Origin of the sequence: Christiangramia portivictoriae DSM 23547 (assembly GCF_000423045.1) — a bacterium.
Taxonomy (GTDB): domain Bacteria; phylum Bacteroidota; class Bacteroidia; order Flavobacteriales; family Flavobacteriaceae; genus Christiangramia; species Christiangramia portivictoriae.
In genome coordinates this window covers 772,224-786,825 of sequence record NZ_AUHF01000001.1, presented here as the reverse complement: position 1 = coordinate 786,825, position 14,602 = coordinate 772,224, and the positions used below count along the sequence as shown (strand labels likewise).

The window sequence follows — 14,602 nt, the reverse complement described above, 5'->3', positions numbered from 1 at the left end:
TCAGATGGAATTGTATCTCACCGTTGCGATCATCATCATTGGTATTATCCTGTTCGTGCGCGATTATTTTTCGATAGACACCACTTCGATCATCATCATGGCACTTTTTATTATTTCGGGTGTGCTGAGTCCCGAAGAAGGTTTTTCGGGATTCAATCATCCCGCAACCATCACACTTGGCTGTATGTTCGTGGTGAGTGCAGCCGTTTTTAAATCGGGTATCATCGATGGCCTTAGTGCCAGGCTAATCAAGATAGCCCGTATCAACTATTTTTTCGCCCTGGTTTCATTATGCCTTACCTCTGCAGTACTTTCGGCTTTTATCAATGATTCTGCAGTGGTTGCTATTTTGATCCCAGTGGCACTGCTGGTTTGCCGTGAAGCCGAAATTAGCCCGGCAAGGCTGTTAATTCCCATCTCCTTTTCCGCATTATTTGGAGGCACCTGTACTCTTATTGGAACTTCTACGAATATTCTGGTAAGTAGTTATGCTGAAAAACTGGGTTCCCAGCCCTTTGGGATGTTCGAATTTTCCATGGCCGCACTATGCCTGCTCTCCATTGGTCTCGCGTATATTTTCCTGCTTGGGCCAGTTCTATTGCCAAAAAGAGGATTACCAGAGAATACCGGCCTGATCAAGCAGACTGAAAAATATATGGCTGAGATCGAACTGCATTATGATCATGACGATATTGACCTTCCGGTTTCTGAATCCAGACTCGTTCGGGATTTTAAGGTTCAGATTCTCAGAATAAAAAGAAAACATTACCGGGTTTATGAAATCGATGGAGAGACTGTTTTAAGGGAAAATGATCTTCTGAGAATTCTGGTGGATCCCGTAAACCTTGCCAGGTTAAAGTCCAGGAAGGGAATATCGGTTCGGGGAGACAAGGAGAGTATTCAGCAAATGGAAGCCAATCAAAATGCTTCTGAAACTTCAGAAGAGAAAAAGATCTTTGAGGTCATGATTCCCTATGGATCTGAACTTGCTGGAAAGTCTATTCGGGAAATGAACTTCAGAAGTACTTATTACGCATCTGTCCTGGCCATAAGACATCGTAAGGAAACCATTACTGAAGATGTTTCCCGGGTAGTTCTTAGAGAAGGTGATATGATGCTTTTATTCGCTTCAGAAAAAGCAATTTCAGTTCTTGCTTCAGAAAAAATGATCGTCACACTTTCAGAATACCAGGGAAGGAATGTGAACTATAAAAAAGCGATCCCGGCATTGCTTATCGTCATTGGTGTAGTAGCCGCGGCAGCATTTAACATCACCTCTATTCTAATAAGCGCCATGATTGGTAGTTTATTAATCGTCACTCTTACTATTTTGAAACCTCAGGAAGCTTATGAAGCGATCGAATGGAAGGTGATATTTATGATCGCCGGGGTACTTTCTATGGGAAAAGCTTTGGAAAAAACCGGTGGATCTGATATTGTTTCCCAATACGTCTTCGAAACTCTGGGCGATATGGATCCTCGCTGGACACTAAGCATGATATTCCTGTTTACCTTTCTTTCAACCAATGTGCTGTCCAGCAAAGCGGCAGCTGCTCTCATGACGCCCATCGTGATTAGTCTGGCCGGGGCCATGCAGGTGAGTGAAAAACCTTTTTTGATTGGGGTTATGTTCGCCTGTTCGCTCACTTTTATGACTCCCGTTAGCTATCCTGTGAATACCATGGTGTATGCGCCGGGAAATTATAGGTTCAGAGATTTCCTAAAGTTCGGAACTCCGCTTAACTTTATCATCTGGATCGCGGCCTCATTTATTATCCCGATGTTTTTCCCTTTTGAACTATGAGAAAAGTAAAATTACATAACCCTTTTAAAGCCAGAATCATTGACGAAAAACTGCTTCGTGAACATCTAGCTCTGGAACGAACAAAACTTGCCAACGAAAGAACTCTATTAAGCTATATTCGGGCATCCATATATCTGCTCATTAGCGGGCTCGCCCTTTTGCAGATCAAGGATTACCAGGGAATTAGTCTTATGTGGGTAGGTTATGTATCTCTTTTCCTTTGTATTCTTTTTATCATTGTTGGATTTTCGAGATACGTGGCTCTGGAACGCAAGCTTAACGGACTCCTTCGAGAACAACCGGAGGAAAAGAATCACCGGTAATGCTACAGGGGCTGGTACACTATTCCATGCATTTCCTGGTGATCGCCGGGATCGCATACTGGTATGATCGCGAAAACTGGCTAAAATACTGGGCGATTCTTGCTGCCACCATGACCGTGGATGCTGATCATCTACTGGCCACCCCTATCTTTGATCCAAATCGTTGTGGAATTGGATTTCACCCGCTGCATTCTGAAATCGCCATCGCTGCCTATTTCTTCGGAATGATCCTAATCAAACATCGTGTCATAAAGCTGATCTGTATAGGACTCCTTTTTCATATGCTCACAGATTTTATAGATTGTCTCTGGACCAATTATAATTGCAATTCCTGTATTTTCCACAATCTCGCCATGTAGCTCAAATACTTCGGAAGCAAAAGCTTAAAAATTTTCCACCCATATCGAAAAATAAATACTTCCGAAGCAATTATAGAAAGGTCTTTCAATCAGTTTTGCTATCAACATCCTATGTTTAGGATTCTATGAAGCATATCGTAATTGCTGAAATAAAATCTCAAATCAAACTTTAAAAATTTCGAACCTGTAAGCTGCAATCCTTTGTAGTTGCAAAATGAGCTGTATTCTATGATTATCTCTTAATTTTCAACAGAGTAGGTTTTGTTGAAAATTTATTGGCTCATGCGACATCAAAACACTCTTTTTAATTCAATTCTTTTATCTTTACGCTCCTTAATTCAGCCTAAGAAATAAATTATGCATGTAGCCATAGCAGGAAATATTGGTGCAGGAAAAACAACTTTAACTCGATTATTAGCAAAGCATTACAACTGGGAACCTCAGTTTGAAGATGTTCTTGAAAATCCTTATCTCGAAGATTTTTATAACAAAATGGAGCGCTGGTCGTTCAATCTGCAGATCTACTTTTTAAATAGCAGATTCAGGCAGATTCTCCAGATAAGGGAAAGTGGTAAGAAGATCATTCAGGATCGTACGATTTATGAAGATGCCTATATCTTTGCTCCAAACCTGCATGCCATGGGTCTTATGACCAACAGGGATTTTGAAAATTATAAATCACTTTTTGATTTGATGGAAAGTGTCGTACAGGGACCAGATTTGCTCATTTATCTTCGCAGCAGTATCCCAAACCTTGTAAAACAGATTCATAGCAGAGGTCGTGATTATGAGAATTCTATCTCTATAGATTATCTGAGCAGGCTGAATGAACGCTACGAAGCATGGGTACACGATTATAATAAAGGAAATTTGCTTATAATTGATGTAGATAATATTAATTTTGTGGATAATCCGGAAGACCTTGGTGATATCATCAACCGCATAGACGGCCAGTTGCACGGACTTTTTTAAATGATAATTGACTATGGAATCTACTAAGCTAAAAAGACCTAAACACAAGGGTTCTCCAAAACTTTTTGACAACCCTATGCTAGAGAAATTAACGCATACCCATATATCACTGCCTTTGATCATTTTTGGTTTGATCTCTGTCGCTTTAGTATATTATGGAGTGATTGAAAAAGGTTTTGAAGCCCCGGCGATGATAGGATTATTCCTGGCGGGCCTTTTCTTCTTTACGTTCATTGAATACGTAATGCACAGGTATCTCTATCACATCCCGGCAACGACGCCAAAAAAACAAAAACTGAGCTACACGATGCATGGTGTACATCATGATTACCCAAAAGACAAATCCAGGCTGGCAATGCCTCCTGTTCTTAGCCTGGTGATCGCAACGGTGTTATTCATTATTTATCGCGCGGTACTGGGAGATTATGTATTTGGATTTCTTGCAGGTTTCCTTATTGGTTACGCTGCCTACCTGGCCGTGCATTATTCGGTTCACGCATTTAAAGTTCCTAACAACTTTCTAAAGATCTTATGGCACCACCATAGTATTCATCACTATCGTGAACCAGATCGCGCATTTGGAGTTTCTTCTCCACTATGGGACCAGATTTTCAGAACCATGCCCAGAAAGTCACCTGTTCAGGAAAGAGCGGCGGTTGGAACCAGCATCGATCCCAGCTAATACTTAATATGAAATACTAAAAAGTCCCTTTATGAAAGGGACTTTTTTATTTCTGAATAATTTACACATATCGTTATTTGATAAAACCATTTTCCCGGGCATGCTCTTCTGCCTCTTCACTGCTCATCACCATCAGTACCGGCACAGTGTCAAAGTTATCAATGATACTCTGTACACGTTGCATTTGCTTTTTGTGCTTTACGCTGCGCAAATAGATCGCTAGAATACGATCTGAATATTGTGCGGCAATATCTGTGTAAATACTGGCATCATGTTCACCACTATCCCCTATCAGGATAAATTTAAGATCTGGATAGGTTTTAAGAATATTTATAATTTCCTTCTGCTTATGCGGTTTTTCGGGTTTTATGGTGCTCTCAAACGGAGTTCGTAGATCACGTAACAACATTGGACCTTTCGGAAAATTGTTATGGTCCAGAAACAATTTGAGGTATTCATACATGTTCCACGGACTGTTACTCAGGTAAAAGACAGGATTTCTGAATTTCCCACTAGTCCCCTCGTGCAGTTTATTATATAGGTTTGGAGCACCTTTCAAAGGTATTCGGTTATAGGCGTTGGTGAGTAATGAATTTTTCAGAAGTCTCCATTTTAGGAACGAAGTAACTCCGGTATGCAATATGGTATCATCAATATCGCTAATAACACCGTACTCAGCATCTACCTGCGGGATCAGGAATTCCCCGCGTTTTGGATTTTCCAGCTCATCTGTTCTAGGCTCGATCTTCTCGCAGTAGCGCACCTCATAATCTATCCATCCTTCATTAGATGCGTATTCAGATAGATTTTCATCAAATGTCTTATCAAACAAAAAATAGCCTTCGTCATTGGTGGTTGTTCTAAGGTTTACTTTACCCGGCACCACCAGCTCCATTTCTGCGTCCGGAATTTCAAAACTATCAAATTGCTTGTATGTGTTTTTGATGGTACGAAAAACGGATTGCTCCTTGACAATATTTAAAGGCTCATTATCCAGAACCCTTCCGAAGACATATAAATGAGAATAAGTACCATAACTTCTATAGGGTACTATATGAATCTGGTCAAGATTTTTATACCTGCCCAGTATCTTTTTAATACGTTTGATCATTAATTTTAAAGCTTTTGGGTCAAGTTATATTTTATTCTGCACCAAGTCTGCCAGATGATCTAGTTTTATAATTATTTTAATATTCCAGCTGGTTGAGAGCATCCAGGCATTCTTCCATATTAATACCCTCATCCAGTACGTTTTTAAAAAGCTGCGGATGCTCTAAAATTCTTGCAGGCATATTTTTAATATTAAAATCTGTAATCCTTAAACCAGTTTTCAATTCCTTCCAGTGTATTGGAGCTGAAACAGGCGCGCCAGGTTTGGGTCGCACACAATACGGAGCTGCTAAAGTCTGCCCCCTTCTATTCTGTAAATAATCAAGATAAATTTTGTCTTTCCGGTTCCTGACGGCCCGATCCATACTGGTAAGACCTTTAGTACGCTCCAGGATATAGTAACAAATAAGCCTGGTAAATTCCCGGGCTTCTTCATAAGTATATTTTGCGCCCAATGGAATGTAAATATGCAATCCAGAGGACCCGGAAGTTTTACAGTAAGCTTCAATAGATGCTGAATCCAGAATTTCCCTGGTCACCTGTGCGACTTCAATCACCTGATTGAAGGTATTGTTTTTAGAAGGATCCAGATCGATGACCACATAATCTGGATGATCAAGAGTACTTTTCCGGCTGTTCCAGGGATTGATCTCGATACAACCCAAATTTGCCATATATATTAAACTGGCCTCGTCCTGGCATAGCAGGTACTGGATGTCTCTTTTTGCAGAGGCAGACCAAATCTTTAAAGTCTCGATCCAGGAATCCAGGAGCCCTTCATTGTCTTTCTGGTAAAAACCTTCCTTCTCGATCCCATTCGGATGCCTGTGTAGATTTTGTGGTCGATCTTTCAAAAATGGAAGCATAAATTCTGAAACCTGTATATAATAATCTATAAGATCATACTTTCTGAAACCTTCTCCAGGCCAGTAGAGTTTGTCAAGATTAGTGACATTCACTGTTCTGCCATTTATTTCCAGAGCATTGGAACTGGATTTTGATGATTTCTGAGGTGCTTGCTTAGTACTATTTTGTACATCATTGATAGATTTATCATCTCTTAGTCCTTTATAAACCGGATGACGCATTCTACCATTCTCTGTCCATTCTGAAAATTTAATCTCACATATAAGTTCAGGTCTTACCCAGTTTGGTGTTCTGCCTTTAAGCTTTATTGTATCACTGAAGGGTGACTTCTCAACTCCAAGATGCTGCATTTTCTGAAGTAATTCCTGCTGTACTGAAGAAGAAAATCCTGTCCCGCAATTCCCAGCGTACTGTAATTCATTATCTCTGTAGATTCCAAGTATCAGCGATCCGAATATGGCTCCCTTAGAGTCCGTATAACCACAGATCAAGACCTCTTCAGACTTCGTCCCTTTGATTTTAAGCCATTTCTCACTGCGGTATCCCGGAGTGTAGACTGAATCTGCTTTCTTTGCGATGACTCCTTCCATACCATCCTTTAATGCTTTTTCATAAAACGCATTTGCCATGCTATCCACATGCTTACAGTAGAATGTTCTGTCCAGTCCTTCTAGGATATCTGGCAGCAGGCTTTTTCGGTCCAGTAAAGGCAGGTCCAGAGTGCTGTGGCCATTTAGATACAGAAGATCAAAAACGTAGAATCTAAGATCTGCTGGCGAACTACTGTCATAATTTTGAAGTTGCTGAAATTGAGGTCTTCCCTGGTCATCCAGGATTACCACTTCTCCATCGAGTATCACGTCATGAGGAATGTTGTGGAGGTCCTGCGCAAGCTTTGAAAACTTATCATTGTAATTGATCCCATTCCTGGAATACAAGTTCACTTTGTCATTACTTATACTTGCAAGTACTCTGTAGCCATCCCATTTAAGTTCATAAATCCAGCCAGGTTTGCTGAAAATCCCATCTGCCGCGGTGGCGAGCATGGGTTTTATGATATCCGTATCGTTTAGGCTTTTTATCAGACCCTGCGGAGGAAAGTCTTCTGCATCATAACTGGAAGTAACAGCATATTCGTCCTTTTTCTTTATAAGCAACCAGTGCTTCTGGCCATCCTGTCTTCTAGTTCTTACCAGGGCAAAAGTTCCCTTTAACTTATCTCCATGAAATTGCACTTTTAGATCACCCTTCTTTAAAGCTTCCTCTGTTTCATAATCTCCTGCAGATTCAAAGGTTCCGGTATCCCATATTCTCATATGTCCCGCTCCGTAATTCCCTTTAGGTATCGATCCTTCAAAATGCAGATATTTCACCGGGTGATCCTCTGTCTGGATGGCCAGTCTCTTATCATCGGGGTTCATGGATGGTCCTTTTGGAATAGCCCAGCTTTTCAAGACGCCATTCACCTCCAGCCTTAAATCATAATGCAACCTGGAAGCCCTGTGACGCTGAATCACGAATCTGGAAAGATTCTCATTGTCTACAGCTCCCCGAGGCTCTGAGGTTTGAGTAAAATCACGTTTTTTATTGTATTCAGTTAAAGACATGGTTTAGCTGGCCTTCGACTTTTTCTTTTCAAGACTGGCCTTTAATTTAGCCATCAAATCATCTGCCTGGGTGGGTTCAGAATCGTATTCTTCCACTTTCGGCTTCTTGCCGGTTGCTTTGGATTCAATGATCTTCATTAACTGATCATTGTAGATATCCTTGTACTTTTCGAAGTCAAATTTAGATGTATATTGCTCGATCAGGGATACTGCCATGTCCACCTCCTTTGCTTTTACCCTGGTTTTTGGTAGTTTGAGATCAGCAGGATTTCTAATTTCATCTTCGAACCTGATCACATGCAACACCAATGCGTCCCTGTAAATTCCTACTAAAGATAAATGCTCTTTCTGACGCATCACAAAAGTGGCAACTCCTAATTTACCAGTCTTCTTTAGTGCTTTCAATAATAGGTTATAAGATTTACCTCCTTCCTTTTGTGGCTCCAGGAAATAAGGCTTTTTAAACAGGACATCAGCTACCTCATCCTCATCGATAAATTCTTCAATATCGATAGTTTTGGTCTTCTTCATGTTCGCCTGTTCGAAATCTTCTTTTTCCAGAACAACGTAACCGTCTTCTTTTTTAAAACCTTTGACGATATCTTTCCATTCCACTTCTTTCCCGGTATCTTCATTCACCCTTTTATACCGAATACGGGCATGATCATTTTTATCAAGCATATCGAGGTCTATTCGACGGTCTTCAGAACCAGAATAAAGTTTCACGGGAATTGAAACCAGACCAAAACTTATTGAACCATTCCAGATTGAGCGCATATTAGTGATTTCTTAAAGCCTTTATCAATTCATCTTTAGACATGTCACTTCGTCCATCAATCCCAATTTTCTTCGCCTGCTCATAGAGTTCCTCTTTGGTTCTCTCTTCGTATTTTTCAGCTTTACCACCTTTTTCTCCGGAATTGGACGTATTGGCGATCCTTGCCGCTTTCTCCTTGCTCATTCCCTCCTTGCGCAATTTCTCGTATTGCTCGTCATTTTTGATACTGGGTCCGTGATCTTTTGACATCTTCTGAATATTTTTTGAATTAAACTTCAATTTACTCAACGTTTGGACAGTCTTATAATTTTAAGGGATTGATTAACCATAGTTTAACTGAAATAGTAGTTTCTACGATCAATTTTAGAAGAAACAGGAGAATAGAATTTACCGCCTGAAATTAAAAAACCTCCACGAGCATGGAGGTTTTTTATATTCTGTTATTCAGAATAGCTGACTATAATGTTTCTATATTCCGCTGCACTTCCAGGCCTGATTCCTGATATTCATTAATATCACTCCTCTCATTTCCGATTAAGGATCTAGTGTTTAATACGTCTGCAGTCATCAAATCGTTCAGATCATTCATTTCCATACTTATTTCTTTCGAATTCACTGAAGCTTCCGAAGAGATCACCTCAACGCGCTCTTCCTGATTTGGTATCGAATCATCTGTATGACCACCCAGGATTGGCGCAATCACCAGGCCGATAAGACAGGTTAATTTAATCAGGATATTCATGGATGGACCAGACGTGTCTTTAAACGGATCGCCTACGGTATCACCAGTTACTGCTGCTTTGTGCGCATCAGATCCCTTATAGGTCATTTCACCATTGATCATGACTCCGGCTTCAAAAGATTTTTTGGCATTATCCCAGGCACCTCCGGCATTATTCTGAAAGATCGCCCAAAGTACACCACTTACTGTCACACCCGCCATATAGCCTCCAAGCATTTCAGCAATGGCAAGACGATCCATTCCAAATACCATGGGTAAAAAGGCAATTACTAAAGGGAAACCTATAGTGAGTAATCCTGGCAGCATCATTTCTTTTAAGCTTGCTTCCGTAGAGATAGCCACACATTTGTCATATTGTGGTTTGGCGGTACCTTCCATAATCCCGGGAATATCCTTGAATTGTCTACGTACTTCCTGCACCATTTCCATCGCTGCTTTCCCCACCGCATTCATCGCCAGCGCTGAGAATACCACGGGAATCATTCCGCCTACAAAGAGCATAGCCAGAACAGGAGCTTTGAAAATATTGATTCCTTCAATTCCCGTAAATGTTACGTAGGCAGCAAAAAGCGCCAGAGATGTCAACGCCGCAGAGGCGATGGCAAATCCCTTTCCGGTAGCTGCCGTTGTATTTCCTACTGAATCCAGGATGTCGGTTCTTTCTCTAACGATGGGTTCCTGCTCACTCATTTCTGCAATACCTCCGGCATTATCTGCAATTGGTCCAAAGGCATCGATCGCCAGCTGCATGGCAGTGGTGGCCATCATTGCTGAAGCGGCCAGAGCAACTCCATAAAATCCTGCAAAGGCATAAGACGCCCATATCGCACCGGCGAACAATATGATAGAAGGAAAAGTAGAGATCATACCGGTCGCCAACCCTGCAATGATATTTGTTCCAGCTCCGGTACTGGACTGCTGAACGATCTTGAGGATTGGTTTTTTACCAAGTCCGGTGTAATATTCGGTTACCGAAGAAATTGCTCCCCCTACAACCAGACCTACCAGTGTAGCGTAAAAAACACGCATGGAACTAATGTTGATCATCTCGAAACCTTCTTCGCCACCAATAAAAAATCCCATGGTCATGGTATTGGATGGAAGCATCCAGTTTACAAGGAAATAGCAGGAAATAGCGACCAGCACTATGGAAACCCAGTTACCTATATTCAGGGCTTTTTGAACCTCAGCTTCTTTGGCTGAATTGGAAGAAATTCTAACCAGCAGGGTACCAATAATAGAAATGATAATTCCTGCTCCGGCTATGGCCATTGGTAATAAGATGGGACCAATCCCGCCAAAACCTTCGCTGGTAATATCGCCACCCATATCTTTAATGATATAGTTTCCAAGCACCATTGCTGCAAGTACTGTAGCGACATAACTTCCAAAAAGATCGGCTCCCATGCCGGCTACATCTCCCACATTATCTCCAACATTATCTGCGATGGTCGCGGGATTTCGAGGATCGTCTTCTGGTATTCCCGCTTCTACTTTACCCACAAGGTCTGCACCTACATCAGCAGCTTTTGTATAGATTCCTCCTCCAACTCTTGCAAACAGCGCGATAGATTCAGCACCCAGAGAAAAACCGGCCAGTGTTTCCAATACAACGGTCATTTGCTGTGTATTCGTCCACTCTCCTCCCATAAAGTAGTGGAAAAAGAAAATAAAGAAGCCGGTAAGTCCAAGTACTGCAAGACCGGCAACTCCAAGTCCCATCACTGTTCCACCTCCAAAAGAAATATTAAGGGCTCCCGGCAGACTTGTTCTGGCTGCCTGAGTAGTTCGCACATTGGTTTGCGTAGCGATTTTCATCCCAATATTTCCTGCAAACGCTGAAAAGATTGCACCGAAAATAAAGGCCAGTATGATAAGGTAATGTGTGGTTGGAACAAAGTAAGCGATGGCAGCTAATGCAATACTGGCTACGACCACGAAAAGAGTCAATAATTTATATTCTGCTTTTAGAAAGGCCAATGCTCCTTCATAGATGTGTGCCGAAATTTCTTTCATTTTTCCGTCGCCGGAGTCCTGTTTCATCACCCAGGATCTTTTAACCCACATAAAAATGAGTCCGATGATTGCCAGCACCGCTGGCAGGTAGATCATTATTGATTCCATAGTAGCTAGTTAATTGTTAATAAAATATTAATGCTAGCTAATGTAGTGAAATTGGCAATAATTAAAAAAGCAATAACTTTTTAAGGTTATTGCTTTGATATTCTTAATAATTTATGGGATATATTATGATTATATACCGAATCTGGATTTATCTCCTTTGTAATTCTCGTAGCGTTCGATACATTGCTGAATGATCTCACGAGCTTCATTTGCATCCCCGAAATCTCCTGTATCTACCTTTTTCTTTTCAAGGTCCTTATATACTTTAAAGAAATGTTCGATCTCTTTGATCATATGACCATTCAACTCTTTAAGATCGTTTAGCCTGTTCCAGATTGGATCTGATACTGGTACACAGATGATCTTCTCATCCGGTCCTTTTTCGTCTGCCATATGGAATACACCAATAGGCTTTACCTCCATTACAATTCCCGGGAAGGTAGGTTCAGACACCAAAACCAAAACATCTAATGGATCTTCGTCCAAAGCAAGGGTGTTAGGAATAAAACCATAATCTGCAGGATACATCATCGAAGAGAAAATCATCCTGTCGTAACGTACTTTTTTAAGCTTGAAATCGTATTCGTATTTATTTCGGCTTCCCTTTGGGATCTCGATCAATACATCAAAAGTATTCGACATTTTTATATTTTTATCTAAATTAAAATTCAGGGCAGCAAATATAGTTATTTCTGATATTTAAACTATTATCTAAAAGTGAAATCCAAAATCTATTGTAAATGCAAGACTCCTTGCGTCAGGGTTATCGAAATAATTTCCGCGGAAATGCACATCAAATCGCATGACTTTTAAAATATTCCCAATACCTACACTATATTCATAAAACGGGTCATTATCTGGAGCGACCAGCGGCAACCCGGAAGCATCCAGGTCTTTGCTATCCTGTGAGATATCCCCATAGATTGCTCTAAAGCCAACCAGTTCCCGTAAATTAAGATCTCTGAGCAATGGAATCCTGGAGAATAACCTTCCGTTAAAATTATGATCAATATGAATGGCTGAATAACTATCTGTCACAAATTCATAGAAATCAAGGGTTGGAAAGGTATTATACATACTAAAATATGTCTGGTTCCCGGGGACCACGCTAAGCAAACCTAAAGGTACCGGATCAAATGTTTTTCCTGCTTCAATACTAACATTGGATCTTCCAAAACCTCCAATTAACAAAGGCTGATTAAAAAAGAACTGTAGTTTTTTATAGTCAAAATCACTATTAAATATCTCTTTGACTCCCAGACTATAGTTTAGGAACAGTGTTGGAAAATCTTCCTCATTCACCACATTTCGCTCCACTCCAAAACCAGAAGTTTTCCTGCCCGGGGTCCATGTAATGATCGTGGATATTTCGGTTTGATTGATCTCACTGTCGGTTACCGTGCGTGAGTCATCCACATAATAATCCAGACTAAAACCTTCAGACGCCGGTTGCAGTATTCTGTAGTTGGCTCCAAATCTTAGAGTAAGATTCTTAACCGGTTCCAACTGCACAGAGAAAACACTCAAATTGATTGAACTCAGTTTGTCTGTATCTCCAACATTCAGAAGTGATGAAGAGGCCAGACTTCTCCCCAGAACATCTGTAGAATTCGTGAGACTGGTTCCCAATTGCTCCACATCTCTCCTGTTACCCCCGCTTAGGATAAGTCGTGTTTTGTAATCAAGCAAGACTTTGGCTGAAACTCCATATTTAAATTTTTGATCCTTGAACCCATAAGCGCCATATGCCTCGATTCTCCATGGATCATTCTGCCCGAAATAGGTTCTTCCTCCAAAACGGGTTCGAACTCCTTCCACGTCATTAAATCCAAATGTGGAATAAATGGGTCCATAATCCCATCCATCAAACTCTACATAACCCGACTGCGCGATCGTTGCTATGTCATACAACCTATTAAAAGCTTTAGTCTTTGTAAGACTATCCAGCATCACATAGATTCCCTGCTCATCATCGTTTAACTGCTCCAGCCTGTTCTCGCTCCAGAATTCCTCACTTCTATTATAAGCCTGGGATTGTGGATTGTAGACTGGCTGATTGTAAAAACTTGATCCCCGTTCTTTATTAAACTCATATTCATCATAAAGCATGGTTCGTTTCGCATAGACACCCTGAGAAGTTTTCTTTTTGTTTATCCCGAAGTCGGCCATAAAGAAATCTTTCTGAATTAAAAATACAGAGTCATTCAAAACTTCAAAATCCTGTTCGATGTAAACCTGCTTGATCCAGTTGATGTTTACATCCTTGGTAGTTTCGAGATTGATGTTCTTCACTGCCCAGGTCGTATCGTTTACCCAGAAATCTCCTTTAAAAGTCAATTCATTCTCGCGACGTGGATAGTACACAATATTATAACACCACTTATTGTCGATATAAGCGCTATCAGACAATACATAATTATAGGTATCGATCCCTGTAGTCGAAATTGGACTTACAAAGGATTTATCGAAGAACTTGATGTAGTTTTTATAAATATCGTAATCATCATAAATATCCTTCACAAAATCGATCAGGTTCCTGTTCTGGTTAAACCCGGAATTCTTGTTTCCAAGTAAAACTTTTTTCTCCTCATTGATCTTGTTATCTCCGTAAACCTGGGTTACCGATTCGTTAATAAACATAGGCAGATAGGTTTTCCCGGTCACAGCATTGGTATCTGTATAGTCGAAAATAAACTCCATGCCGTTGAAAATCCTGCTTTCCACCACCGCACTGTCTATGGTATTCAGGTCGAATTCGAGTTTTTCGTATTCCTTATAGCTGTACTGATCAAATGCATTTACACCATTACTACGGCGGTTTGCCCAAACCTTTTTTAGAATATCGATTGCCGGATTATTCTTTTTCGAAGTTTTTCCGCGATAAATGACCACCTCGTCCAGACTGGACGCTTCCTGCTCCAGCGTCACTTCCATGTTTAAATTGACTCTGGATTTTAAGGCAATCTTTTTGGTTTTATAACCAATAAAAGAAAAAACAAGAGTATCATAATTATCATCAGACTGAAGGTAAAACTCACCAACTTCATTGGTGGTCGTTCCTGAAGTGGAAGTGGCGAAAACCACGTTCGCAAAAGGCACGGTAGCTCCAGTATCATCGGTCACAATTCCTCCTGCTTTTGTTTGAGCGATTAGACTGAGAACTGGAAGGAAAAAAAGTATAAAGAGGTAGGTGTATTTGTTCATTGTAGGATAAAAAAAAACTTCATCGTTAAG

At 40.6% G+C, this 14,602-nt stretch carries 12 protein-coding genes; 5 read left to right on the top strand and 7 right to left on the bottom strand.

All coding sequences use genetic code 11. The features are described from left to right. Positions 1-4: 4 nt before the first annotated feature. The 5 genes from G529_RS0103785 (at position 5) to G529_RS0103765 (ending at position 4,140) form a co-directional block, all read left to right on the top strand. The gene (locus G529_RS0103785; protein WP_026914279.1) at positions 5-1,804 is read left to right on the top strand and encodes an SLC13 family permease; all 1,800 of its coding nucleotides are present in this window, start codon (positions 5-7) and stop codon (positions 1,802-1,804) included. After that, positions 1,801-2,127 (top strand): DUF202 domain-containing protein, encoded by a 327-nt coding sequence (locus G529_RS0103780; protein WP_026914278.1) that lies wholly within the window; start codon positions 1,801-1,803, stop codon positions 2,125-2,127. The genes G529_RS0103785 and G529_RS0103780 overlap by 4 nt, the downstream gene beginning before the upstream one ends. Further along, positions 2,127-2,486, top strand: a complete 360-nt coding sequence (locus G529_RS0103775; RefSeq protein WP_026914277.1) for a DUF6122 family protein — start codon at positions 2,127-2,129, stop codon at positions 2,484-2,486. Before G529_RS0103780 ends, G529_RS0103775 begins: the two co-directional genes overlap by 1 nt. Before the next feature lie 357 nt (positions 2,487-2,843). Continuing rightward, on the top strand, positions 2,844-3,458 hold the full coding sequence (locus G529_RS0103770; protein WP_026914276.1) for a deoxynucleoside kinase: 615 nt from the start codon (positions 2,844-2,846) through the stop codon (positions 3,456-3,458). Positions 3,459-3,471: 13 nt separating this feature from the next. Further along, positions 3,472-4,140: a sterol desaturase family protein gene (locus G529_RS0103765; protein ID WP_035695430.1), complete on the top strand. Its 669-nt coding sequence runs from the start codon at positions 3,472-3,474 to the stop codon at positions 4,138-4,140. Positions 4,141-4,213: 73 nt separating this feature from the next. Here G529_RS0103765 and G529_RS0103760 read toward each other — a convergent pair whose 3' ends face one another. The 7 genes from G529_RS0103760 to G529_RS0103730 form a co-directional block, all read right to left on the bottom strand. Continuing rightward, positions 4,214-5,251 (bottom strand): App1 family protein, encoded by a 1,038-nt coding sequence (locus tag G529_RS0103760; RefSeq protein WP_026914274.1) that lies wholly within the window; start codon positions 5,249-5,251, stop codon positions 4,214-4,216. Positions 5,252-5,327: 76 nt separating this feature from the next. Then, on the bottom strand, positions 5,328-7,724 hold the full coding sequence (ligD, locus tag G529_RS0103755; protein WP_026914273.1) for a DNA ligase D: 2,397 nt from the start codon (positions 7,722-7,724) through the stop codon (positions 5,328-5,330). Between the two features lie 3 nt (positions 7,725-7,727). Then, positions 7,728-8,501 carry a non-homologous end joining protein Ku gene (gene ku, locus G529_RS0103750; protein ID WP_026914272.1) on the bottom strand — a complete coding sequence of 258 codons (774 nt, stop codon included), beginning with the start codon at positions 8,499-8,501 and terminating at the stop codon, positions 7,728-7,730. Position 8,502: 1 nt separating this feature from the next. Further along, positions 8,503-8,751, bottom strand: coding sequence for a DUF7218 family protein (locus G529_RS0103745; protein WP_026914271.1), 249 nt, complete (start codon positions 8,749-8,751; stop codon positions 8,503-8,505). 208 nt (positions 8,752-8,959) lie between these two features. After that, positions 8,960-11,368: a sodium-translocating pyrophosphatase gene (locus tag G529_RS0103740; RefSeq protein ID WP_026914270.1), complete on the bottom strand. Its 2,409-nt coding sequence runs from the start codon at positions 11,366-11,368 to the stop codon at positions 8,960-8,962. Between the two features lie 129 nt (positions 11,369-11,497). Beyond that, the gene (locus G529_RS0103735) at positions 11,498-12,010 is read right to left on the bottom strand and encodes an inorganic diphosphatase (RefSeq protein WP_026914269.1); all 513 of its coding nucleotides are present in this window, start codon (positions 12,008-12,010) and stop codon (positions 11,498-11,500) included. A 69-nt stretch (positions 12,011-12,079) separates the two neighbouring features. After that, complete coding sequence (locus G529_RS0103730) at positions 12,080-14,572, bottom strand: DUF5686 and carboxypeptidase-like regulatory domain-containing protein (RefSeq protein ID WP_035695509.1); 2,493 nt, start codon at positions 14,570-14,572, stop codon at positions 12,080-12,082. Positions 14,573-14,602 lie beyond the last annotated feature (30 nt).